23 protein-coding genes, 1 tRNA gene and 1 pseudogene are annotated in these 24,530 nt (G+C 46.1%); 7 read left to right on the forward strand and 18 right to left on the reverse strand.

The window, feature by feature from the left end; all coding sequences use genetic code 11:
* Positions 1-31 precede the first annotated feature (31 nt).
* The 3 genes from NDI44_RS05330 to NDI44_RS05340 form a co-directional block, all read right to left on the reverse strand.
* A complete protein-coding gene (locus NDI44_RS05330; RefSeq protein ID WP_190412671.1) occupies positions 32-1,540 on the reverse strand; it encodes a TldD/PmbA family protein in 1,509 nt (502 codons plus the stop codon).
* Positions 1,541-1,619: 79 nt separating this feature from the next.
* Positions 1,620-2,306 (reverse strand): ROK family protein, encoded by a 687-nt coding sequence (locus NDI44_RS05335; protein WP_190412672.1) that lies wholly within the window; start codon positions 2,304-2,306, stop codon positions 1,620-1,622.
* Positions 2,307-2,431: 125 nt separating this feature from the next.
* Complete coding sequence (locus NDI44_RS05340; protein ID WP_190412673.1) at positions 2,432-2,902, reverse strand: ABA4-like family protein; 471 nt, start codon at positions 2,900-2,902, stop codon at positions 2,432-2,434.
* Positions 2,903-3,011: 109 nt separating this feature from the next.
* Between NDI44_RS05340 and NDI44_RS05345 the strand changes: the two genes are divergently transcribed.
* Positions 3,012-4,451, forward strand: a complete 1,440-nt coding sequence (locus tag NDI44_RS05345; RefSeq protein ID WP_190412674.1) for a radical SAM protein — start codon at positions 3,012-3,014, stop codon at positions 4,449-4,451.
* A gap of 123 nt (positions 4,452-4,574) precedes the next feature.
* Positions 4,575-5,207 carry a D-Ala-D-Ala carboxypeptidase family metallohydrolase gene (locus tag NDI44_RS05350; RefSeq protein ID WP_190412675.1) on the forward strand — a complete coding sequence of 211 codons (633 nt, stop codon included), beginning with the start codon at positions 4,575-4,577 and terminating at the stop codon, positions 5,205-5,207.
* A gap of 124 nt (positions 5,208-5,331) precedes the next feature.
* Here NDI44_RS05350 and NDI44_RS05355 read toward each other — a convergent pair whose 3' ends face one another.
* The 4 genes from NDI44_RS05355 to NDI44_RS05370 form a co-directional block, all read right to left on the reverse strand.
* Entirely contained in the window at positions 5,332-5,673 is a 342-nt protein-coding gene (locus NDI44_RS05355; RefSeq protein ID WP_190412888.1) for a hypothetical protein, read from the reverse strand.
* Between the two features lie 78 nt (positions 5,674-5,751).
* A complete protein-coding gene (locus tag NDI44_RS05360) occupies positions 5,752-6,036 on the reverse strand; it encodes a hypothetical protein (RefSeq protein ID WP_190412676.1) in 285 nt (94 codons plus the stop codon).
* A 237-nt stretch (positions 6,037-6,273) separates the two neighbouring features.
* Positions 6,274-7,416: a class I SAM-dependent methyltransferase gene (locus NDI44_RS05365; RefSeq protein WP_190412677.1), complete on the reverse strand. Its 1,143-nt coding sequence runs from the start codon at positions 7,414-7,416 to the stop codon at positions 6,274-6,276.
* A 234-nt stretch (positions 7,417-7,650) separates the two neighbouring features.
* Positions 7,651-8,385 (reverse strand): glutathione peroxidase, encoded by a 735-nt coding sequence (locus tag NDI44_RS05370; RefSeq protein ID WP_190412678.1) that lies wholly within the window; start codon positions 8,383-8,385, stop codon positions 7,651-7,653.
* A 327-nt stretch (positions 8,386-8,712) separates the two neighbouring features.
* Here NDI44_RS05370 and NDI44_RS05375 point away from each other — a divergent pair, with 327 nt between their 5' ends.
* The gene (locus tag NDI44_RS05375) at positions 8,713-9,414 is read left to right on the forward strand and encodes a Crp/Fnr family transcriptional regulator (RefSeq protein WP_190412679.1); all 702 of its coding nucleotides are present in this window, start codon (positions 8,713-8,715) and stop codon (positions 9,412-9,414) included.
* Between the two features lie 114 nt (positions 9,415-9,528).
* On the opposite strand, the gene NDI44_RS05380 is transcribed toward NDI44_RS05375, so the two are convergent.
* The 3 genes from NDI44_RS05380 to NDI44_RS05390 all read right to left on the reverse strand — a co-directional run bounded on the left by NDI44_RS05380 (position 9,529) and on the right by NDI44_RS05390 (position 12,051).
* Entirely contained in the window at positions 9,529-10,302 is a 774-nt protein-coding gene (locus NDI44_RS05380) for an EcsC family protein (RefSeq protein ID WP_190412680.1), read from the reverse strand.
* A 245-nt stretch (positions 10,303-10,547) separates the two neighbouring features.
* Positions 10,548-11,033: a cytochrome b6-f complex subunit IV gene (gene petD, locus NDI44_RS05385; RefSeq protein WP_190412681.1), complete on the reverse strand. Its 486-nt coding sequence runs from the start codon at positions 11,031-11,033 to the stop codon at positions 10,548-10,550.
* 121 nt (positions 11,034-11,154) lie between these two features.
* Complete coding sequence (locus NDI44_RS05390; protein ID WP_190412682.1) at positions 11,155-12,051, reverse strand: AraC family transcriptional regulator; 897 nt, start codon at positions 12,049-12,051, stop codon at positions 11,155-11,157.
* Between the two features lie 48 nt (positions 12,052-12,099).
* Between NDI44_RS05390 and NDI44_RS05395 the strand changes: the two genes are divergently transcribed.
* Positions 12,100-12,321 carry a hypothetical protein gene (locus NDI44_RS05395; RefSeq protein ID WP_190412909.1) on the forward strand — a complete coding sequence of 74 codons (222 nt, stop codon included), beginning with the start codon at positions 12,100-12,102 and terminating at the stop codon, positions 12,319-12,321.
* 289 nt (positions 12,322-12,610) lie between these two features.
* Here NDI44_RS05395 and NDI44_RS05400 read toward each other — a convergent pair whose 3' ends face one another.
* Positions 12,611-13,888 (reverse strand): family 10 glycosylhydrolase, encoded by a 1,278-nt coding sequence (locus tag NDI44_RS05400; protein WP_190412683.1) that lies wholly within the window; start codon positions 13,886-13,888, stop codon positions 12,611-12,613.
* A gap of 302 nt (positions 13,889-14,190) precedes the next feature.
* A tRNA-Ala gene (locus NDI44_RS05405) sits at positions 14,191-14,263 on the reverse strand.
* A gap of 172 nt (positions 14,264-14,435) precedes the next feature.
* Between NDI44_RS05405 and NDI44_RS05410 the strand changes: the two genes are divergently transcribed.
* The 3 genes from NDI44_RS05410 (at position 14,436) to NDI44_RS05420 (ending at position 17,545) form a co-directional block, all read left to right on the forward strand.
* On the forward strand, positions 14,436-15,269 hold the full coding sequence (locus NDI44_RS05410) for a rhodanese-related sulfurtransferase (protein WP_190412685.1): 834 nt from the start codon (positions 14,436-14,438) through the stop codon (positions 15,267-15,269).
* A 531-nt stretch (positions 15,270-15,800) separates the two neighbouring features.
* Positions 15,801-16,874 carry a hypothetical protein gene (locus NDI44_RS05415; protein WP_242037058.1) on the forward strand — a complete coding sequence of 358 codons (1,074 nt, stop codon included), beginning with the start codon at positions 15,801-15,803 and terminating at the stop codon, positions 16,872-16,874.
* A gap of 140 nt (positions 16,875-17,014) precedes the next feature.
* Positions 17,015-17,545, forward strand: coding sequence for a hypothetical protein (locus tag NDI44_RS05420; RefSeq protein ID WP_190412687.1), 531 nt, complete (start codon positions 17,015-17,017; stop codon positions 17,543-17,545).
* Positions 17,546-17,812: 267 nt separating this feature from the next.
* On the opposite strand, the gene NDI44_RS05425 is transcribed toward NDI44_RS05420, so the two are convergent.
* The 6 genes and pseudogenes from NDI44_RS05425 to NDI44_RS05450 form a co-directional block, all read right to left on the reverse strand.
* On the reverse strand, positions 17,813-18,310 hold the full coding sequence (locus tag NDI44_RS05425) for a hypothetical protein (protein WP_190412688.1): 498 nt from the start codon (positions 18,308-18,310) through the stop codon (positions 17,813-17,815).
* Between the two features lie 79 nt (positions 18,311-18,389).
* Positions 18,390-18,734, reverse strand: coding sequence for a cupin domain-containing protein (locus NDI44_RS05430; RefSeq protein WP_190412689.1), 345 nt, complete (start codon positions 18,732-18,734; stop codon positions 18,390-18,392).
* Positions 18,735-18,749: 15 nt separating this feature from the next.
* Positions 18,750-19,526: a class I SAM-dependent methyltransferase gene (locus NDI44_RS05435; protein WP_190412690.1), complete on the reverse strand. Its 777-nt coding sequence runs from the start codon at positions 19,524-19,526 to the stop codon at positions 18,750-18,752.
* Between the two features lie 321 nt (positions 19,527-19,847).
* Entirely contained in the window at positions 19,848-22,475 is a 2,628-nt protein-coding gene (clpB, locus tag NDI44_RS05440) for an ATP-dependent chaperone ClpB (protein ID WP_190412691.1), read from the reverse strand.
* 158 nt (positions 22,476-22,633) lie between these two features.
* Positions 22,634-22,849, reverse strand: a pseudogene (locus NDI44_RS05445) (Uma2 family endonuclease); the annotation flags it as partial.
* A 110-nt stretch (positions 22,850-22,959) separates the two neighbouring features.
* Positions 22,960-24,459, reverse strand: a complete 1,500-nt coding sequence (locus NDI44_RS05450; protein ID WP_190412692.1) for an HlyD family efflux transporter periplasmic adaptor subunit — start codon at positions 24,457-24,459, stop codon at positions 22,960-22,962.
* Positions 24,460-24,530 lie beyond the last annotated feature (71 nt).

Genomic DNA, 24,530 nt, shown 5'->3' on the forward strand with positions numbered 1-24,530 from the left:
GATAGGGATGCGATCGCATCTCCATTTCAAATCACGAGGAACTGCCAATCTGAATATCGCGCACTCGCACGGGTACGCAGGCGTGAGTCATTTGGGCAATTTGGATCGGTTCGCCTTTGCCGCAATTGTTAGCACCGCACTGCATCCATTCTGAGGCGGGACCAACTGCATCCACGCTATTCCAGAAGTCAGTTGTCATTGAATGGTAGGTAACATTTTTGAGCATCCCTACCACTTTCCCTTTCTCGACTTTCCAGAAAGCATCGCCGCCAAATTGGAAATTGCGGCGCTGTTGATCGATGGAGAAACTGCCAATCCCGTCGATTAAAATCCCGTCTTCGGTGTCAGCAATCATCTGGGCTAAAGTGGCGGTGTGGCTGCCTCCCTCTGGCCCTGGTTCTAGCCCTAAGTTGGGAATGCGAACCATCGGCACGCTTGACCAACTATCAGCATAGGCGCAACCGTTACTGCTGGGGCGTCCGAGTCGATGGGCAGTTTCGCGGTCTGTTAGATAGTCTACTAAAGTACCATCTTTGACAACGTACCAATCTTGTGAAGCAACGCCTTCATCGTCGTAGCCTGCGGTACTGCGTCCTCCCGGCTGAGTGCGATCGCATTTAAAATTCACCCAAGGTGCGGCATATTGCAGTTTGCCTAATTTATCAGTTGTGGCAAAGCTAGTGCCTGCAAAGTTGGATTCGTAGCCGTACACGCGATCGAGTTCTGTGGGATGTCCGACTGATTCGTGAATGGTCAAAAATAAGTTAGTCGGCTTGAGAATTAAAGTCGAACGAATCCCCGAAGGACCAACAGGCGCGTGAACTTTCTCAATCGCTTCTTCCGCAACCCGATCGACTTGGCTAAGGATATCCGATCGATCGATATGCTCATACCCGATGTTCAAGGGTGGGCGTTCGTAACTGCGGCTTTGAGCATCGCCATTGGCGATCGCTGTACAGCCAAATCCCGGATAGCTACGGTAGATTGTTTGGTGAATGAGAGAGCCTTCTGTAGAAGCGAAGGTTTTGTCTTCGCGGCTGAAGCTGAGGTAAGAATAGGCTTTTTTGATGCCGCGATCGCCATAATTCAACAACTGCTCGTTCACATTCAGCAGCAGTTCTGCCTTTTCAGCAATTGGCACCGTAAAGGGGTCAATCTGGATCGGAGTGATGTAAGTATCCCGGTGCGCTTCAACAGGAACTAACTGCACCCGCGTTAGTTGGGAAAGGCGACTGGCTTTGGCGATGTCTACCGCTAAAGCAACAATTCTGGCAACTTCTGCCGGAGTTTTGTTATGGCTGGCAGCGAAACCCCAAGCGCCATCTAGCAGCACCCGCACCCCAAAACCAGAATTGACATTGTCTGACAAATTGCTCAAAGAGCGATCGCGTGCATAAAGATTCTGAGTTCGGTAGGAGCAAAAGCGGACATCTCCGTACTCGCACCCAGCTTTCCGAATCAGGTTGATCGCGAGTTCGCTCAATTCAGTCGTATAGCCTGGGGTTTTAACCTCAGAAATGGGTGCAGGAGCTTGTACCATAGCGATCTCCAATTAAAAACTAAAAATGTAAAATTAAATGCAAAAAGACTCTTTTTTAATTTTACATTTCTAATTCATTCTAATCCCGCCATAAAGCAATTCCACCCAATAAACCTGTCACATTGGGCACGATTTTCGTGTTTGACGGTAACTCAAACGCGATTTTTTTCGCTTCGCCGCCGCCGATATAAAGAGAATCGTAATTAAACAAATGTTGAAGAGATGCGAGCGCTTTTTCTAGACGATTATTCCATTTTTCCTTACCGACTTTATCCAAAGCAGCACGCCCCATCTGCTCTTCGTAGGTTTCCCCTTTGCGAAACGGATGATGACCCAGTTCCAGATTGGGTACCAGTTTCCCGTCTACAAACAAGGCGGAACCAAAGCCGGTGCCAAGGGTAATGACCAACTCAACACCCTTGCCGGAAATTGCCCCCATTCCCTGAATATCGGCATCATTTGCCACCCGCACCGGCTTGCCCAAGCGATCGCTCAGCACGGTTGCCAGATCGAATCCAATCCACTCTGGAGTTAGATTAACCGCCGTTTTCGTCACCCCGTCGCGCACAACACCTGGAAAACCTACTGATACGCGGTCAAATTCACCGGCTCCAGCAGCAAGACTTGCGATCGCATCAATCACAGCCTCCGGTTTGGCTGGAGCTGGAGTCTCTACTCGACTACGTTCGGTCTGTGGCTCTCCAGCTTCGTCTAAGACTATCACCTTGATGCCACTGCCGCCAATGTCAACCGCTAGGGTACGCATACATCTATTCTCTCTATTTGATAATGAATTGATTGCGAATTTTAGATTGACAATTTACGACTCGTGCAAATGTTAAAACTAACCTTTTTACACCGCTAGATTGTAATCCAAAATCCAAAATTCTCTTACGCCTGTGAAGTTGGAGTCGAGGCAGCTACGGAATCGGTTCCAGTTGGAAAGAAAAATTTATTTGTCACCCACTTTGTCAAAATATGAGACAACAGTCCCATTGGCCCTGCAAATAAGCACAACACCAGCGAGTGGATTGTCCAGACACCAGTACGCTGTCCTTCCCAGTAGATATAGCGACCGACGAATAAATCCATTACCAGAAAATGAACCCACCCAATCGCAGCAGCTTTCTCGTCTGCAAAGAATTGAGCAATATCAGCGAGCTGAGGATTGGACATTGCTTGAGCAGATTCCGGTGTAATGGATGTAAAAAACCAATACACGTATAAAGCTGCTAAAGCTACGAAGGGGAGATAAGATTCCATCACCCGTTTCGTCACGCCCCAGTTGGGTAGGAAAATCATTAGCGCCCAGAAAGGCAGAACAAACAGATTCGCGCCGTTGAATAATTGAGTAATTGTCATAGATATGAAGAATTAACCTGACTATCGTCATCGTAAGCGACTGTTAAGCACATTGCCGGTTAGAATCGGTGCCCAGAAACCCAATCCAATCGTCGCAGGAGCTTTCTGAATGAAGGTCAAGATGATTTTACCGGCTTTGACTGAAGCACTCAGCCCCCATTGGCGACCGATTAAATATTCACTGTTTCCGCCACTGGGATTAGCGACGATTGCCAGTTTTTTCAGCGAAGATGATGAAATTATCCTGCAAGACGAACACGTTGAGCGACTGGATTTAGATGATGAGCCAGATTTGGTGGTGATTCAGGTTTATATCACCTCAGCTTACCGAGCTTACGAATTAGCCGACCACTACCGTAAAAAAGGCGCATACATTTGTCTGGGTGGATTGCACGTTACCTCCCTTCCAGAAGAAGCTGCGACTCATGCGGATACAATTTTCCTAGGTCCTGGTGAAGATACCTGGCCTGAATTTCTCCAGGATTTCCGGGCAGGTCATCCTGGTAAAGTGTATCAGTCGAAACTGCGATCGCTCCTCGGCGTTCCTCCCATTCGCCGCGATTTAATTAAGCGCCATCTGTACTTAATTCCGAACTCCATTGTCGTTTCGCGGGGTTGTCCTCACACCTGCGATTTTTGCTACAAAGAAGCTTTCTTTAAAGGCGGCAAATCTTTCTACACGCAACCTGTAGACGATGCACTGGCTGAGATTGAGCGGCTACCAGGGCATCATCTTTATTTTCTCGACGATCATCTGTTTGGCAACGCTGAATTCGCCGCCGCGTTGTTTGAGGGGATGAAGGGGATGGGGCGCGTGTGGCAAGCAGCCGCAACGGTACAATCTATCTTGCAGCCGGGATTGTTGGAAAAAGCAGTTGAATGTGGCTTACGCAGCTTGTTTGTTGGCTTTGAAACCCTTAACCCGACGAATCTCAAAGAACAGCATAAATATCAAAATCTCAATCGAGATTACAGCGCTGCGATTCGCCGTTTGCGGGATTTGGGCGTGATGGTGAATGCTAGCTTCGTTTTTGGCATGGATGACGATGATGAAACCGTGTTTGCGCGCACGGTAGAATGGGCGGTGCAACAGGGATTGGAAACTGCCACGTTTCACATTTTGACGCCTTATCCCGATACTGCTTTGTACAAACGCATGGCAGCGCAGGGACGAATTACTCATTCCAACTGGGATTTATACGATACTCGTCATGTTGTCTACAAGCCAACTAAGATGACACCGGAGGTGCTAGAGGCAGGCTACTGGCAAGCGTATCGAGATTTTTATCGTTGGAGTAATATTTTCCAAGGTGCTTGGGCTAAGGATCGTTGGTCTGACCGGATGCGGCATTTGGTCTATGCTGGGGCGTGGAAGAAGTTGGAGCCAGTTTGGGACGGGATCATTCGGGCGAAAAAGGTCACTCAATGCCTGCCAACTTTGGAAAGTGTTTTAACCAGTTTTGGCGCTCATCCATCCCCGCAACCCCGAGAAAAGTTACCTCTTAAGGAGGAGGCAGCTGTTCTACAAGAGCAGATGCCAGTTTTATAAAAGTCTCTATAATCTTCCAGAGCGGGTTTTCCCTGACCTACAGATGGGAAACAAGAGAATAGTGGTACAGGTTGCGCGGTAGGCTGGTATTTAGGGAATTGCCCGCTGGAGGGATCGACCGAGATGGAGTTCAAACTAACAAATGCCTTTAAGTTTTATCAGAATTTAGAGCATCAAAATCAAGCGATTGATGAGCTTGAGCAATGGTTCAAAGATAATCACCCAGAGCAGTTAGAGAAGTTTCACCAAGCTTTATTAAATGGCCCTAGCCCCGATCTTGCGCCGGAGGCGATGGAGAAACTGACATTCAAAAGTAGCCAACCGTTGGCTTTGGCAACCTATTCGTCTTCGTCAGAAATTCATCTGAACGATCCGATCATTGCGGGTGGTGACTTGACGTGGGCAGACGCGATTCCTAATGGCGATCGCCATCTCCCCGAAAATCTAGAAGTCGTGGAGAATATTATCGCTCTTGCCAAGCAGCTACAAGTTGCCAGAGACCAGATTGGTAAGCCTTTCCTGATCACCAGTTGGTATCATCACAAACCCTTTGGGGCTAAGGTTCATGGCGCGTCCAAAAATCAACCGATGACGGGCGGTGCTGTTGATTTCAGGGTGGAGGGCTACACCGGGCGACAGCTTGCAAAGATGCTGGATTGGTGGGAAGGCGGTTTAGCGACCTATATGTATGTGCCCTATATGCTGCATCTGGACATGGGTCCCCAGCGACGCTGGCAAGCACAATATCCAGGCTAGGGAACAATTAAAAATTAAAAAGCCTCAATTTTTAATTCTTAAGTTCACGCGGTGTGCAACTTTTTCTTAACCTCCCTTGGCAAGGGAGGCAGAAATACAGAGAGTTGCACGCCGCGTTAGTTTCTTAACGAACACCAGGAAAGCTATTGACAAACTGAATCTGGATATCGGGAAAATTCTCGACAATCTGCACCTTGAGATCGGGAAAAGACTCAACAAATTGCCACTGACCGCACCGTTGGGGAAAAGCGGTGACAGGTTCGACGATTAAATCCGGGGAGGATGAGACAATCTTTACCTTGATATCTGGCAAGCTTTCAACAATTTTTATTTTGCCGTAAAGTGGCTTGCCATTGTAGGTGCAAGTGGCTTTGTTAATGACACTTTGAGCAGAAGCGATCGCTCCTAGCGGCAGCGTCACCAGTAGGCTAGTGCCAAATACAACCCAGTTCAACCAACGTTTCATCATCAAGATACCTGGAACAAGTTTAAATCTGCTCAATCTCAATCTATAAATTTAGGATTTGTGACTTTTATATTCTGCTTATTCAGTTAATGTATCCAGTTCCTCTTTGACAACCCGTAGAATTCGATCGAGATAGGCTTGTCGCCACTGTTCTCTCTCTTGTTCTACCTGCTCACTTGGCTGGTAATTCTCAATTTCTTCAATCGAAATCAGACCTTTTGTTTGAGCCAACCGTTCAACTGTATCGAGACGTTCGTGTAGAACAGAGACTTCCCCAGTTAGCGCCAAAACCATTGCCAGTAACTTGTCGCTTTCGGGATTTTCAAAATAAATAGGTTTTTTTCCCTTAGCTTTTTTTGCCATTACTACAAATTCTCTTGAATAACTTTATTTGTATTTCTTCGTTTTTGACAAATGGGTAAAAAATGCTGGAAATAGACTTTTTATAGAAGTCGGGGAAAGGTTAAAGTAACTATTTTTTCCTTCTTTTTTACCCAATCAAATCAACCAGTCGATGATTTTTACCAGAAGTCTCATGACGAGTCTTTAGTCAGTCGTTACTCACTCATCACTGATGACCGATCGCTAATCACTGGTGACTTATTTACTGGCAACCAAGAGAAACCAATTGCCCCGACTGCCAAAACCGCCTCCTTGGGATGTGCCTTTCCAGCCACCTGTAGCAGCAACAGTTGGGGTAATTTTATCTGCTTCAAAACCAGCTTGGCTAGTCAGCGCTACCAAGTCTAGATCGCGCATGGCACTCCACCAAGGTTCGTTGTTATTTTGCGTTTCCCAATCAAACATGAAGGCGCTGTAGGGTTCCATGTTTTGATAAAGGGGAGCTTCCACATGAACCATCAGTCCACCCGGTGCTAATAGTCGATAGCATTCGCGCAGAATATTCGCGATCGCTGGTGGCGATGCTTCGTGCAACAAAATATGGGAGACGATCAGATCGAACGACTCATCGGGGAAATCTGTAGACTCACCATTCTGCTGCGAGAAGTGTACTCGCTTACCCAAAGCCTCCGCTCTTGCATGAGCGTACCGCAGCATCGGTGCCGCTACATCAATCGCATAAACTTCAGCTTCTGGGTAAGCATCCACATAAGGAAGCGTGCTGTGACCGACGGAACATCCGATGTCGAGAATTTTCCGAGGATGGAAGTTGGGATACTGCGGCTGTAAGTAATTGCGAACCACAGACTGCCCTAAGTCGTCATTCATTGGTCCTAGACGACCCATTACATAAACGTAAACACCGCGGTCGTAGACAGCCCCTGCTGCGATGTCGTTTTCGGTATATTCGCTGTGGTATCCACCCGGCATACAGTGAATATCGACTGCGGTGTGATAGGCGGGTATTTTTAAATCTGCATTTAAGGTTAAAGAACCCAAAGGGGTAACCTTGTCCTGCGCCTGCTCAATCAAATCGGCAAGCTGCCGATCGACGCTAGTATTGACTGAATCCCACATCATTTCTTGAGTGGTACGCCGCAATGCACCCCACATTCGGTAATAGGGTTCGTGCTGCATCAGACGGCGAACTTCATGCCGATCTTGAGGCGATCGCTGATGCTCCTGCTCAAACTGCGGTTTAAGCCGCTTCTCGTAAATTGCTTTATTTCCTGGGGTAATCTGACTGGTCAGGTAGCCTTTTAAGCTATTGACAAAGTTTTGGCGTGCTAACTCGTCATGGGTCGCTTGAGGTAACATCCGGTGTTGGAATTGTGTATCCATATCCTAATTTCCTAACCCCTTATTGTTTACTCTAACAAGTTATCGTTAGCTTTCAGGGGTTTTGGTGTAGGTAAACCCTCGCATTCACATCACGTTACTCTTCCCGAAGCGATCGCTTACCAACTTAAGAGCAGAAGCGATCGCCCCTAAAACCAAAGTCTAGAAGCGATCGCTCTTTTCTCAGTTAAGGACAGAATCGCTTACTTGAGGTGACTGGCTATTTTTTGCCTTCTTCTATCGAGCACTGAGGTAAGCTTCTAGCTTCTCAGAACCCCCAATCAACTTGCCATCAATAAATACTTGGGGAACCGTTGTTCCGCCACTGACAGCCCGTAAAGAGCGAGTAGTAATCTCTTTACCTAAGACAATTTCTTCGTAATCCAATCCATGCTCCTTCAGCATCACCTTTGCACGAGCGCAGAAAGGACAACCTACTTTTGTAAACAGGGAAACGATCTGAGGCTTTGCTGCTTCAGGATTGATATAGTTAAGCATTGTCTGGGCATCAGACACCTCAAAGGGGTCTCCCTCCACGACTGGCTCAATGAACATCTTTTCAATGGTGCCATCCTTCACCAGCATGGAATAACGCCACGACCGCTTCCCAAACCCTAAATCAGCTTTATCAACCAGCATTCCCATGCCTTCGCTGAATTCACCATTCCCATCGGGAAGCAGAGTTAGATTCTCTGCTTCTTGGGATTTAGCCCATTCATTCATCACAAAGGCATCATTGACGGAAATACAGATAATGTCATCAACGCCATTTTCATGAAAGACCTTAGCCAACTCGTTGTAGCCAGGGAGATGGGTTGATGAACACGTCGGAGTAAAAGCACCCGGTAGAGAGAAAACAACCACTGTCTTCCCAGCAAATAAGTCGTTAGTCGTCACATTCACCCACTCGTTGTCACGGCGAGTACGGAAGGTGACGTTGGGAACTTTTTGTCCTTCTCGATTAGGAAACATGAATTTCACTCCTTGACTACAAGCGATCCGAATGATGAACTTCTACTAAGCGTACTCATTATGACTACAGCTTGTCAAGGCAAAGACTTTTTTAACTCGCTTTCATAGCTAGAGAAAAATTCGGTAAAACTGGGCAACCTGGCTCTGAAGGTGGGGCTACATAAACGAAGCCTGCTCTGGGCAGGCTAAAATTCTTCAGGCTCCCAGCAGTCTTTGGACGCGCCAGCCCCGCCCTGAAGGGTGTGGGCGTATACATGGCGTATACATTGGGTGGGATGCTCCCATGATTTTCTAGTCGTCTTCTCGTCTTCTTGAAGCTCAGAAAAAATGCAGGCAACGGTCGAACAACTTTCTCGGATTTTGGTTTTTGTAGATTTAACTTTGCCAGAATTAGAGCGTTTACAACCCCACACGCAGGTGCAGCACTACAGCCAAACAGAGATTGTCATGCAGGAAGGCGATCGCCTTCCTGCAAAGCTATATGCTCTCCTGAGCGGCTCCTTACAAGTCGTTAAAACGGCAATAACCGGCAAGGAAACCATTCTCCGTACTTTGCCACCAGGAGAAATCTTTGCGGCTCCCGCTTTATTAGGTGATGGAATTGCTCCAGCGACAGTCACTGCTGAGTGTGATTCTCAGATTCTGACGGTAAAACGAGATGCACTCCTAGAAGCGATTCAACAAACCCCGGAAATTGCCTTACGAATGCTGATGGTTTTCAATTCTAGGCTGCAACAACTCCATGAAACGGTGCATGGATTGGTTTCTGAGCGGGCAATTGTGCGCTTAGCTAGATTGATTCAGTATTCTGCAACTCGATATGGTACCTCTCCAGCGGTGGAAGGTCAGTGTTTGAAGGAGAAGCTTTCTTATTATCAAATGGCTCGCAGTATTGGGATTACCTATGAGGAGTGCGTGCGACTATTTAAAAGTTTGAAGCCGGTTATGGCTTACAGTCGCGGTGGAAAAATTACAGTGCATGATGCACAGAAATTGGAAGCGATCGCTTCTGGCATGATTAACGAGTAACGAATAAGTGGGGGGTGAAGTTTGCCCAATCTGGAGTTGGTAGCTATTTTGCGATCGCCCAACCAGGAGAGTCATGAAATCTTTTTTTCTTTACTGAACAAGCGCTTTTAGGAGCTAGCTAGCAATACTCCTAACACCATTCCCCTCAGCTTGAGCTTTGAACTTTCTTTTCGCTTCGTAGAATCGACAGGCGACAGATCCCAGCGAGTAAAGCAATGCAGCGTTATTCGACGCTCCAACTACAGCACCGATTACAGGCAAGAGTTCGATAAAGCCTAGTCCAACTTTCAGGACTCCAGAACCGCCAACAGACAAACCGAAAATGGCTAGAACTTCGCCTCGTCGAGTTGGATCTTCTAACGGAAAACCGTATGCAGCCGCAATGCGGTAGATCATCTCTGCTTGCAGTGCTGTAACCGCTGCCACATCGACTGCAAACAGAGTGAGCGCTATCGGAGGCACGAAGTTAGTGAGTAATCCAACTCCCCCGCCTTTCAGGGAAGTGTCAACAATAATTCGGTGAGCCAACTGCTCAGAGCTTTCTAGAGGATATTCTTGTCGGAGCTTGTTTACCTCATTCTGAGCTTTTTGGGCATCAACTTGACCCAATGCAGTCGTTAACCAATTGATGCCTGGAACCTTGGCAGCAAACTTCACGACTGGATTTTCAGCGATTGGGGTGACGATTTTGCCTACGTTTTCCGTCCCCTGCTCCACGAAGCGCACAGCCGCAGATCCAACCGTTTCTCCTACGGCAGTAGTCGTGCTGGTAACGTTTTCAGCAGTAGACTGCAATGTATCAGAAGCTAATTTAGCAAACTGAATTGCTGTAGCGATCGCTTCACTCATTGGGTCTGTGCTTGAACCTTGTTTGCCTGGTACTGCCATAGATTTTGGTCACTTTTAAACTTTAGACTGAAACCTACTTTATAAAAGGCAAAGACTCAGTAGCCTCTATCCTCTGATAGTGATTGAATCTTCTAAAAGTCTGAAATTCAGTCCCCAGTCTCATCGCTCAATTTTTTACAGATACCAAGCTTAGGAAGTTTAGAATAATTAGCGATCGCGTTTTCTCTGCTAGATTTCGGTGCTGGAGGCGATCGCTTTGAAATAACTGCCACGCTTCAGCAACTTTAGAACAAACCCAAAGTCAGGGATTTGTCAATCGGTAAAGTAGCACCAATTCCTAGCCAGAGTGTAACTAAGGTACCCACTAAGAAAACAACTGTGGCAACTGGGCGACGGAATGGGTTTTGGAACTTGTTAACGTTTTCGATGAAAGGAATTACGATTAAGCCCAAGGGAATCGAAGCATTGAGTACAACTCCCAATAGTTTGTTAGGAACAACGCGAAATATTTGAAACGTTGGATAGAGATACCACTCTGGCAAAATCTCTTGAGGGGTCGCAAAAGGATTTGCCGGTTCTCCTATCATCGCCGGATCGAGAACTGCCAGCCCTACACACAATGCAATGGTTCCTAAAATCACTACTGGAAAAATATAAAGCAGATCGTTAGGCCAAGCTGGTTCTCCATAGTAGTTATGCCCCATCCCTTGAGCTAGCTTTGCCCGCAGTTTTGGATCGCTCAGATCGGGTTTCTTCTTGATTCCTGTCATATCACAAACTCCACTGCTGCCATGTAAAGCGAGTTATTTGCTTATGGCTGTTCAGTTTAGCGATCGCTTGATATTGCTGTCTTGCCTATTCTTCTGAAAATGTTCTAATCTTCCAAAAATCTTAGAGAGCGTCCCTATAGGCTTTTGGCGTAGTTGTAGTATATTGACGAAAGACTCTGGTAAAGTGGCTCTGACTCTTAAAACCTACTTGCTGAAGTATTTCTGCAATTGTCAACTCTTGCCTAGCTAGCAGCAATTTAGCTTTCTCAATCCGACATTTGGTTACATATTGATGCGGTGCAAATCCGGTAGATTGTTTGAACAAGCTGGCAAAGTAATGTGGACTCATCTGAACGGTGGCGGCAATTTCAGCCAACATCAAGTCTTGATCTAAATAGTCGTTGATGTAAGCGATCGCTTCTCTTAACTTGTGAAGAGGTAATCCTCCGGTGTAGTCTGACATGAGCGATCTCTTGACAGAGTATCGCTGTAGCAAATGAGCCGAGAGAGCAGTTGCCATAGACTCAGCGTACAGACGACTATCTACTCCACCTGATTCAAGTTCAGTTTTCAGTGATAAACCAATTTGCTGAATCAGCGGATCGTGTACTTTGAATTGCGGCACTATCTCTACTCGATCTGCATCAACTGATTCATACGCAACACGAGCAAATGTTGCTGGTTCAAGATAAAGATTAATAAACTCAGCTTTGCGATCGCATTTAGCGATTAAATCTGATTGATTGGCGGGAAAAATACCAACATCACCATCTGTATAGCGCTCACTCTGCCAGTGTCCATTTCTTTTTAGTCTTATCTCGAATTGCCCAACACAGATGGTGATAATATGCTGGGCAAAGCAACATTCAGGAAGTTCGTGAGCAGACTGTCGATGATAAGCGAAGTGAATACCTGACCACGCAGAAGTATTACTTGAGAGTACAGGTGCGTTTAGGACAAGCTGCTTCCAAACTTTTTCTTGTGTGAGATCGATATTCGGTAGTTGAGCTTCTGGCATGACTGGTATAGCTTTGCATGGCTATCCTTAGTTTATGGGGTTAACCGAATGAATGTGACACCGGGACACTTTATCCGTGAAAAGAAAAGCTTAAAGCAGTTATTAGAGTTACCTTTTTTGCGATTATTGATTCTGGTACTTACTATTTACCCTGCTATCAGAATGGACAACGATATCGTTCTTTTTCTTGCCGGTGTTGGCGTACTCGTCTTCTATCTCATCTTCTCGGCGCTGACTGAAATGGGGACTAAACTTCCCTGGAAGAAATAGCTAGTTTTGTTGTATGGTGGGCTTCTGCCCACACGTTTTGAAACATTTATAGAAAGATGCGATCGCGTCCTTCTACGCCTAAAATTATTGAAGATCCGCAATCATCCTTGGGCAGAAAGAAGGGCGATCGCACTTGCTTCTTACGTTACTTTTCACAGTTACAGAACCATTGGAAGCAGGCGTTAGGTAAACATTCTCTCAGTTTTCCGTTTTGGGGCTGCTGAGAAAGCTTAAATTATTCAATCATGTATCGTCAAGAAGTTAGAGGCAAACTGCGGAAATCATTGCCTTACTTAGTGACTGGAATAGCATTTTTGAGAAGAGCAGCAGTCTCTTCGGGTTTTCCAGAGGATGGAAAAACCAAAATACTCTTAATTTTGGGGTTATTAACCAATTCTTTTAAGCGATATAACTGCTTATCTGAGATGGCTACTCCCTCATACTTTTCGGCATAATCTAGCTCCTGGTTGAAGTTAGCATCGTTATAAATTTGAATGAAAACTCGATCGATATTCCAATTCTGCCAATCAGCCGCAAAATAACGTTTACCCCAATAAGGATTATGATGGCAAAGATCGAAACTAACAGTGGGGTTAGCTTTCTTCATATCAGCTCTCATTTGCCGCACAAAATTAGTCAAATGGGCGGTGCGATCGACTTTTCCAGGTAATTCAGCATGATAACCAAGGTAATCATCCCACTGAACCGCATCGATGTTTGGATACTTTTTAACAAATTCTACTGATATCTTTTTGAAGAAGTTAGCAACTTCTGGGAGTTCCACATCCAGTAAGTAGTGATCGATGCCAGCATAGGTTTTATCCACCCCAGGCACAATCCATCGTTTAGAAATTGCCAAGTCGAAAATTGGGCTATTTTTATCAATTTTAATGCCCTTCTCAAAATAGGCGTGAACTTGCATTCCCTGCTTGTGCGCCTCATCAATCAGCCAATCTAACCATCGATCTTGAAATTGGTTAGGACAACTTTTATATCCGAGGGTTTGCTGCATCACCTCACTGTTATACATCGTGCAACCATTCCCCCACACTCCATGAATAATTGTATTGATTCCTTGAGAGCGGTAATAACGAACTCGTTCGCGAATCGTTCTTTCGTTAGCATTATTAGTTACTTGATATCGACTTAAATAAATTCCCCTTATTTTCTTCTTCTCCCAAGGATTTTGAGGTGATGGTGAATTTTTGGGGGTTACGGGTAATGCTGAAACTTGTGGTTTGGTTGTTGGTGTGCCAGCCGGAGTCGCTTGCGGAAGGGGGGAATTTGTAACAGGTAATGGTATAACTTGTGGCTTTGTTGTTGGTGTGCCAGTCGGAATTGCTTGTGGAAGGGGCGATTTGACAACCGTTACACCCTGGCTAGGCGCAGGGGTCAAAATAGGAGTCATTGGTTGTTGATTATTTTGTTGATTATTAGGCAAAAATTGGCTGATATTTAGACGATCTAGCTGCCTAAAACCCCAATAACCAACTCCAAACAAAACGATGATTAATGAAAATGGAATACTCGCACATCCACATCCATTATTTTCTTTTTTAGGTGGCATGATAACAAGGGTGATTGTTCAACTCGGAGAGTAACTCTCTTGACTCAATTGAGGCTTGCTTGTAGTAACAGATACTTTGGAAGCGCGGAAGGAAGAATTTAGAGAAAATGGTGGTATATCTAGGTACTTCACTTCGCGATCGCTTAATTCCGCATCACTGCGGCGACAAAAACCCACAACCTGTCCTAAGACAGCGTTCATCGTTGTCAGAATTAATTAAATGACACGAATTGGTTTAAAACGTCGTTAAACGACATTAATCTGTTAACGACGACAAATAATGTGTTAATTGACAAAATAAATGGAGGTTAGCGGACTCGAACCGCTGACATCCTGCTTGCAAAGCAGGCGCTCTACCAACTGAGCTAAACCCCCAAACTTGAAGTTGGAACTTCAGACACTTTTGTTATATTAGCTCATCTGCTTCCATTAGGGAAGGGGGTAGAGGAAGAAATATTTAGATGCATATCATCACAGAAGCTTACTCTGTTAGGTTAGGTGATGAATCAGCGTAAAACATTTTTACTCATTGCTGTTGAGTGGGGAAATGACCCAAGTTGTTGTAGCTTTCTATAAATTTGTCAAGTTGCCAGATTTTGCCGATAAGCAAGACCCCTTATTGTCGCACTGCAAAAGACAGGGTATTAGAGGGACAATTCTGCTGGCAGCAGAAGGTATTAACGGGACGATCGCGGGTTCTCGTGAAGCAATCGACTCAGTTTTATCATTTTTACGCTCCGATCCGCGCCTAGTTGACTTGGAGCATAAAGAGTCTTATGCCGATTCTCCGCCGTTTGACCGGATGAAGGTGCGGTTGAAGAAAGAAATTGTCACCTTGGGATTGCCGGAAATCGATCCGAGCGATCGCGTTGGCACTTATGTCAGTCCGCAAGCGTGGAATCAACTGATTTCCGATCCAGAGGTGACGATTATTGACACCCGCAACGATTATGAGGTGACAATTGGCACTTTTCAAGGAGCGCAAAATCCCAAAACCGCTTCATTCCGGCAGTTTCCCGCCTATGTTCGCAATAACCTCGATCCCAGAAAACATAAAAAGGTAGCTTTATTCTGCACTGGCGGGATTCGCTGCGAAAAAGCGACATCATTTATGATGGCTCAAGGGTTCCAAGAGGTCTATCACCTCAAAGGTGGCATTCTCAAGTATTTAGAGGAAGTTCCCCCAGAAGACAGTCTCTGGCAGGGGGAATGTTTTGTCTTCGATCAACGGGTTGCTGTACGCGAGGGTTTGGAGATAGGAACTCATGATATGTGCTCTCGTTGCGGTCATCCTATCTCCGACGCGGATAAAACTTCGCCTGATTATCAGCAAGGGATTTGCTGTCCCTACTGTTGCGATCGCTTCACCCAGGAAAAATAAGTAGCACCGTAAGCGAGGTGGCGACAAATTAATTTGGGCAGATTCTCAGAAGAAGCGATCGCAGTGCAAAGCTTACCTTGCAAGTGGCTGTGTTTTCCTTGTTGCGACATCAGCTTGGAGTGCTAAGTCTGTTCGCCCTATCGTGGTGGGTATAAGAGCGATATAAGCGCGATCGCTTCCATGCATTGCAGACATGGATAAATAGCGATCGCGCTTATCCTTGCACAAGAGAAGATGGGCGATTCCCTGCGGGATAGCTTTGCTTCACGGAAATTTTACTTAGGCGGATAATTTCCGTACATAATTCAATATTTTAGAAGTTTTAATGAAGTTTGATTTGCCGTCCTTGACGGTTTCACAAATAGTAGCTTTCAATATAGTTAACTCGTGTTGGATGTTACAAGGCTAGAGTGAAATTGCCCAGTATTTCCAGGGAATGAAAGAGGCGTTCGCGCCTCTTTCATTTAAGCTGCATTGTATAGATACTGGTTATACATATTAATTGTTTTGAGTTTTTTACTTAGCGAATAAATGTTTAAAATTAATATCCAGGAAATAGAAGCTGTAAGTTCTAGGTTCCAAGAAACAGCCTCAGAGATTGTTTCAAATACTCAAGGTGCAGTATCAGAGGCAATCTCAACAACCCAAGAGGCTACAGATAGTGCAATTCAAGAGGTTTCCAACTCAGTCACTTCCATAGCTTCTACGTTTCAAAAAACAGCATCAGAGATTGTTTCAAATACTCAAAATGCAGTATCAGAGGCGATATCAACAACCCAAGAAGCTGCGAGTAATTTAATTATTGAGGCTCAACAAACTTCTAGCGCCGTTACCGGCGCTGCAACAATTGCTGCACAAGAGGCATTCAAAGTTGCTCATAATATTAAATTTGAGAACTTACCTCACAACTTACAACTGAAATTTCACCGAGCTGGGGTACGCGAAGGCATTCATAATGTTCAAGAAGCTGCCAAGGTGTATGAGACGATTCCAGCACAAATTCGCGCTCAAGGATATGAGGCGATTCGCGAGTTTTGCAGTGATAAGGATTGGAGCCATATAAAAGCACACGTTAACGGTGGAGGAAAAGAAGCTTCAAACGGCATCTTCGAGAACTTCCGAATCAACCGATCTCGTGGTGGAGTTGATATGACTCCTGAAGAACTTGCAGCAGCACGTAAAGTGCTTGGCGATGCAGCTTTTAAAGTAAGTTTAGAGCAAGTAATTGGAGCCGTTGTTCAAGGTGCTTTGGTAGCAGCGGTGATTGAGCTTGTCTTCTCAACTTTAGAAAATTCACTGTCCTTTGCTGAAGGAAAAATTACGCAAGATGAGCTAATTCGTAACGTTGCAGTTGCAACAGCAAAAGCTGGATTAGCTGGTGGTGTAGTTACAGCTATTTTGATGGTCATCTGTATGATTTTTCCACCAATTGCGGCTCTACTTGGTTACGCTGCTATTCCTCTTGCAGTGATTGGTATCGGCTTCATGTGCGTTCGCGCCTGGGAAATTTTCATCCGTGCGGATAAGCTCTTTGGCATTACTGAAGAACTGGAAAAATTTATACAAAACATTGAGCAATCAGTCTTAAATTTTGACGCGATGTGAGAAGCGATCGCTCTTTGTTAAACTCAGTTTATACGCACTCAGCTCCTATCAAAAAATCTCCAATTTTGAATGAACGGTGGGAGCGATCGCGCTACTTAGTTAACCGATAATTCTATAAGTCTTTAAATATGATAGAAAATATGGCTGCTAGCGCATTTTATCCTTTGGCAGGCTTGTTTGAGGCTCTTATCAAAGAAGTTTATGCTGAAAAACAAAGAAAACACGAACAGCGAATGAAAGAACTTCAAATTATTTCTGACTCTAGCCTTCGTGATGCTTATGTACAGCAGCTTTTACTTGATAAATTTCTTGCTCCTGTTGAGAATGCACAGCATCAAATTCAAAATACAGCTAAATACGCACAGTATTTAGCAGAAACCTTTAACTATTACTATCAAGACCACATCGCAACAAAAGAAGAAGCGAAAGAAATATGTTATCAACTTCGGGTTTTAGCAATTAAGATATCTCAAGTTGATTCACTCTATGAATTAAAAGTAATTTATCAAGCAGCTACTCTGTTTGTTTATCAACTATCAAGATTTCAACACAAAGAGCGCAAATACTCTTTAGAGCGAGCGCTCCGCAAAAACATATTAGATGTATTAAATACTTGCATTGCTGTTGAGACAAATTTTCAAAGACGAGTTGATTTTATGGGTGTTAATTGAGGGGAAAATTGCCAGAACAAACCAGAGAAACTGAGCCAAGAATTAGAAACTAGATAAAAGAATCACGATTGTGCTGTGTCATCGACGCATCAGTAAAACCTCGGCCTGTACCAAGTTTGCAAGTTGAGAGAGGGACGCTTTTTAGCTTCCGACGGCGTGGTTGAGATGCGATCGCTTACTGGTTTCATGGTTTGTTCTCCTTTCCACACTGGAGGTAAGAGCGAAGTCTGAAAGAGGGCGACTACAGTGCAGCCACCCTTAACAAAATTAGGAAACTAATGAGCGATCGCCAACGCCAACTCGATCGCGATCGCGGGCATCAACTGCAAGTACGAGACACAAAGCAGCGATCGCTGTTTGCCATTCCTGACGCACTTGGGCATCCTCTACAGCCTCAAATAATCCTACCAGGCGAGGAGTTGAGCGTTCTAGAGCGAGACGGGGAACGGGACGATGCAGCTCAACTAAGCGCATCAGGCTTTCCTGACGCTTTAGGAAATTAACCACCCATTGAGTCGTATGATCGGGGCCATCTGGGACGCGCTGCACCTTTAACTCGTTTTTGAGCCAATCATAAAAAGGCGGTAGCTTGTCTTCCAAAACGGTCTTTGCTATAGGCAAAGTTTGTTGCAGCAACGCGATATTTAAACTATCTAGTTTCTGCTGAATTGCAGGCGAGTTGAGCAAATCCTGCAAGCTGAATGAGAGTAGCGTTTCTACTTCAGAAGTCGATAGGTTGAGGTGTTGAGTAAAAGTATTCAGCATGGTTAATTTCTTGGTGACTGAGTATTAGTATTGCAGTTTGAAGATGGTGGGACTATGAGCTACCTCAGTTAGTCGCCACTTATTTTTGTTGGGGATTTTCCGAAAGCGTCAGCAGAAAAGCTAGATTTTCTTCGGCTTTCAAAGCGTGGGGAGCATTGGCAGGCATGAAGATAAAACCACCCGGTTCAAGTGCTATTTCTTGCCTTTGCAAAGTTAATAGCCCTCGCCCTTCAATGACGTGGACGGTTGCATTTCGAGGCGAGGAGTGTTCCGAAATATTTGTACCTGCGGCTAGACACAACAGCGTGTATTGACAGCAGGAATCTTTAAGCAAAACTTTGCTGAGGACTCCCTGCTGGGGATACTCAATCTTTTCTGACAATTGAATCGCTAAAGATGGATGAGGTATCAGTGTATTAGTCATGATTGATTCACTTTTTTAGGCGCGTTTTGCACGTAGGACGATGTAACCCAAATCCTGTTGATATTGCTGGAAGACACGGCGCATTGCCAAAACTCGTTTCCGCAGCGCTGGGCGCGTCAGAACATTCCACAGAATCCGGAGGGTATCCATAACGCCTTCGTCTTGAAGTACCCGATGCAGATTCAACAAACCCATTGACCCGGTTTGATGCTGTTGTACTTGCAGTCCGGCAGCTTCACAAGCAGCCAGCCAATTTGCCTGGGATAACGGGGTAGAATTGACCCGAATTACCTGTGCTAAAGCTTGATGAATCTCTGCTTCCTGGTTACGGGCGAGTAATTCGTGGCAAAGAAATTTGCCTCCTGGCTTCAAGCGATCGCGCACCCCAGCCAAAATCCTGGCTTTCCCCGGTACAGATTGCATGGTTAGAATCGCTTCTGCCAAAACATAATCAAACTGTTCGGAGATAGCATCTAGGTGGAACACATCGCCCTCAATGATTTCCACCTGACCTGTTAACCCTGCCGCCTCAATGTTGGCACGGGCACGGGCTACACTTTCGGGGTTTTTCTCTACGCCGACCACCCGCACGCCGTAGCGTTGAGCCAGAGCGATCGCGCTGTAGCCAAAACTAGAAGCTAATTCCAGAACTGTCTCACCTACTTGGAAGTCTGCCCACTCAAACAATTGCTCTGTCGCAATTCGTCCGCCGGGTCGCAACATTTTCTTGCCGGCTGCGGCTAGAACTTGATGTCCGGTGGCGGTTTGGAAGTCGAGGGTAGCGTTGGTCATTTCCTTGACCCTCCTGTGTGGTGATATCTTCACTTTGACAGGAAGGTTCAAGTAAGTCTTTGAGCTAGCTCATATTGGGGGAATTATCTACAGCAGTTCTCTATGAGATGTAGTAAAGTTTCACCCCACCCCTGCCCTTTCGGCGAACGGGCAGGGGTTCAATATTCGCCCCTCTCCGTTTACGGAGAGGGGTTGGGGGTGAGGTTCCTTAGGATTGTGGATTCAATAAAAGGCAAAATTCACGTTTTGTAGGGGAATGGCACTGCCATTCCCCTATCGATTGCCCCTTCCCTCGTTGGGAAAGGGTTAACTGAGCGTCAATTAGCTGGACTGAGTGGCTAGTAAATCAGCAGGGAGACGCTTGAAGGCAAGGCGCTCATTTTCCACATCAACAAAGATGGTGTCGCCGTCGTTGAATTCGCCTCGCAAGATCCCTTTAGCGATTTGCGTTTCCAGTTCCCGCTGAATCGCACGCTTGAGCGGACGCGCTCCATAAACGGGGTCATATCCGACTTCCGCTAAGAAGTAAAGGGAAGCATCGGAAAGTTTCAGAGACATCTTGCGATCGCTCAACCGTGATTCGAGCCGCTTGACTTGCAACTGCACAATCTGCCGCAATTCCTGCTTGTTCAAGCCGTGGAAGATGATAATCTCGTCGATCCGGTTCAGGAACTCCGGACGGAAACTCGTCCGCATCGCATCCATCACCCGACTCCGCATTTCTTCGTAACGGGATTCATCGCTAGCAACATCTAGGATAAACTGCGATCCGATATTGCTGGTCATGATAATAATCGTGTTCTTGAAGTCTACGGTGTGACCGTGAGAATCGGTGACGCGACCATCATCAAGAATTTGCAGCATGATGTTGAACACATCCGGGTGTGCCTTTTCGATTTCGTCGAACAGCAACACCGCGTAGGGACGACGCCGGATGGATTCTGTCAGCTGTCCGCCTTCGTCATAACCGACATAGCCGGGAGGCGCACCAATTAAGCGAGAGACGCTGTGCTTCTCCATATACTCGGACATATCGATCCGTACCAGGGCTTCTTCTGTATCGAACAGGTAAGCTGCCAAGGCTTTTGCGAGTTCTGTCTTCCCGACGCCCGTGGGACCGAGGAAAATGAAACTAGCCGTTGGGCGATTCGGATCGGCTAAACCAGCACGCGCCCGCTGGATGGCATCGGCAACTGCTGTCACCGCTTCGGCTTGCCCAATCACGCGCTTGTGCAGTTCATCTTCCAATTGCAGAAGTTTTTCTTTCTCCGATTCCACGAGTTTGCTGATGGGGATACCAGTCCACTTGGAAATGATTTCAGCAATGTCGGACTCGGTGACTTCTTCCCGTAAAAGTGACTTACCACTATGCTGAGTTTGAACGAGTTGGGCTTCTGTCTCTTCTAGCTGATGTTGCAACTCGGTTAACTTGCCAAATTTCAGCTCAGCCGCTCGGTTAAGATCGTATTCTCGTTCCGCTTGTTGAATTTCCACATTCACCCGGTCAATTTCTTCTTTCAGGGTTTTGCGGCGTTCGAGAACATCTTTTTCAGCTTGCCACTGTGCATTCAGGGTTCGTTGATCCTCTTTGAGATCGGCAAGTTCTTTTTCCAGTCTTTGTAACCGTTCTCTAGAAGCAGGATCGCTTTCTTTTTGCAGAGATAGCCGTTCCATTTCTAACTGGAGGATTTTGCGGTCGATTTCGTCGAGTTCCTCTGGTTTGGAGGTACTTTCCATCTTCAACCGTGCCGCCGCTTCATCTACCAAGTCAATCGCTTTATCTGGAAGGAAGCGATCGCTAATATATCGAGTAGACAAAGTAGCCGCTGCCACTAACGCACTATCAGAGATTTTCACGTTATGGTGCGTTTCGTAGCGATCTTTCAAACCCCGCAGAATCGAAACCGTATCTTCAACGCTGGGCTGATCGATATAAACTTGTTGGAAACGACGCTCTAGCGCGGCATCTTTTTCAATGTATTTGCGATATTCATCCAGGGTTGTTGCACCGATACAGCGCAATTCACCCCGCGCCAGCATCGGTTTGAGCAAGTTACCCGCATCCATCGCGCCTTGAGTCGCACCCGCACCAACAACGGTGTGGATCTCATCGATGAACATGATAATGCTGCCCTGAGAATCGGTGACTTCCTTAAGAACCGCTTTTAAGCGTTCTTCAAATTCACCCCGATATTTGGCACCCGCAATCAACGCACCCATATCCAGCGCAATCAGTTTGCGATCGCGCAACGACTCCGGCACATCTCCGCTGACAATTCGTTGTGCCAAACCTTCAGCGATCGCTGTTTTACCTACCCCCGGTTCCCCAATCAGCACCGGGTTATTCTTGGTGCGGCGCGACAGAATCTGAATCGTGCGGCGAATCTCATCATCGCGCCCAATTACCGGGTCTAACTTCCCTTGGCGAGCGAATTCTGTCAAGTCGCGCCCGTATTTTTCTAAGGATTCGTACTTGCCTTCTGGATTTTGGTCAGTCACTTTTTGGCTCCCGCGAACTTGGGCGATGATAGTTCTTAGCTTGTTTTCGTCCAGCTTAAATTCTTGAAACAAAGCCTTACCAAAGCGATCGTCTTTGGGATAAGCCAGCATCATGTGTTCGATGGAGATAAAATCGTCTCCATACTCTTTGCGAAATGCTTCAGCCCGATCCAGCAGAGAATCTAAGCTACGTCCGACATAAACTGAGGTGCTACTGCCGGAAGTTTTTGGCTGACGCTTGATGAAATCTTCGGTGCGTTCTCTGACTCGCGACACATTTACGCCCGCTTTGTTCAGAATACTGCTGACGAGTCCTTCTTGCTCCAGCAGTGATTTCATCAAGTGTTCGCTTTCGATTTGTTGATGCTGGGCAGATTTAACAATATCTGGGGTGCGAGTGATGGCTTCCCAGGCTTTTTCTGTAAATTGGTTGGGGTTGGTTGGTTGCATAAGGAGTTACTCAATTAATAAACCCTAGAGACACCCATAACATACAGAAATTTGCAGTTCATCCCACTTATGGCTGTCCCTATCAGTCATTGTAAGTAGACTGGCTACACTCTTAGGATCGGTGTTCACGGCTTTTAGATAGGTATCTCCGTCCGTTTTTAAGCTTCCGGTTCAACTCCAAGCGCCCGTAACTGTGCTGCTAATCGCTCGGCGCGTTGACTTTCTTGCTCAGCGCGTTCGTAACCCGTCAACAAGAGATTTCCTTCTCGATCCCACCAGCGCAACCAGGGCAGCGTAGCATTTTGATATTCACCCTGCCAAATTCCTAACTCTACTCCTAGAAGTGAAATTGGATAGTGTCCCCGCTCGTTAGCACTCTCAATTGGATTTTTATGCCCATAACGATTAATTTCTTTTATTAACTCTTAGATACCCAATTTTTATTCATCACTGCCTGTTGTTGGTGCAAATGGAGAAAGCCAAGCTAAGAACTGACCGAAAAAGCCTCGCTAAAGCGGCGAGTCACCGGCTCAATTAAAAAAGTGAGAACTGATTTTTTTCGAGTAATAATTTCTCCAGTTGCCGCCATACCTGGAGTAAAAGCAACCTTCTGACTTTGCACCTGAAGTGAATGCTGTTTAAGCCGAATTCGGGTAGGGAAAACTAAGCCTAATTCTTTGTCAGCGATCGCATTCGGACTCACTTGCACCACTTCACCCTCAACAGTGCCAAATTCCTGAAACGGGAAAGTAGCCATTTTGACTTTTGCCTTCATTCCCTTACGGATAAAGCCAATATCGCGGTTGAGGACTTTGACTTCTACCAACAATTCTTCGGATTCGGGAAGAATTGATAACAACTCCTCTCCCGCTTGTACAGGCCCGTTGGTTGCTTTGATGCTGTAGACTGTCCCCGTAACTGGAGACTCAATAGTTTCTACTTCTCGCTGCTTTTTCGCTACCTCCAACTGACCAGCAACAGTGGTTAGTTCTTCTTGGCGCTGGTTAAACTCACTTAGAATTTCACTTTGACGCACAGACTTTAATTGGTCTGCCTGATTGCGAACAGATTGATACGCTTGTTCAGCTTGGCGAATAGTTTGCCCTTGAGCAGCGATATCTTTTTCCAAGGAGGTTATTTTGTCCTGAGCTTCCGTGACTTTGTTTTGAACATTCGTAATATTATCTTGTGCCGTAGTAACTTCGGCTTGCGCTCTGACGACTCTCTCTTGTGCGTCAACGTAATCGAGTCGAGGGACAGCACCGGAAACCAGTAGAGTCGTGAGTGCCTTTTCTCTTTTTTCGGCTAAAGCGAGGCTGTTGTTCGCTTTGTTGAGAAGGCTTTTGCTGTTGGCGAGGTTGGTCTCGGCGTTGACTCGGTTGGTTTTGGCGTTGGCGAGGTTTTCTTGCAGACGGGTAAGACGAACTTTGGCTTCATCGATCACCGCAATTTGGCGATTCGCTTCTGCGACAGCAGTAGCTCTTTTTGCTTCAAAATCTTGTAGCCGAGCGGTTAAGAGCTGGTCTTGCAAAGCGGTTCCGGCAGTTGCCGATCCAGCGCGTTCGGCTTCCAGTCGTCCTAAGTCTTCTCGAATCAGTTGGGTAGATTTGGCGAGGCGGTCAACTTCTGCTTGCGGCAGGTCGGGGTCGCGTTCGATCAGGATATCGCCTTTTTTAACGCGATCGCCTTCTTTGACTTTTACGGTTTTGATCGCGCCTCCTCCTAGCGATCGCAGGGGTCGCACTTGCGTTGAGGCAATCAGTTCGCCGGAAGCGATCGCGACTTCATCCACTTGGCTGTAGTGTGCCCAAGCGATCGCCCCAAATACCAGTAAGCTAATGCTTGCTGCCAATAACCGCGTGTACAGTGGCGGCAGCTCTTGCACTGCTTTCCCTAATTCATAGGAAAGAGAATCCTCTGGATTCGCTAGTTGCTGTCTTGTTTGACGAGCTTGAGCAGGTGTTGACGCTAAGGGCGATCGCATAAAATTTTGACTCAAATGCTTTGAGCGGGCAGAGAGACACTCTAGCTGTGATTCTATCGACTGAATCCGGC

Source organism: Trichocoleus sp. DQ-A3, from assembly GCF_039961975.1.
In the GTDB taxonomy this organism is placed as follows: domain Bacteria; phylum Cyanobacteriota; class Cyanobacteriia; order Cyanobacteriales; family FACHB-T130; genus FACHB-T130.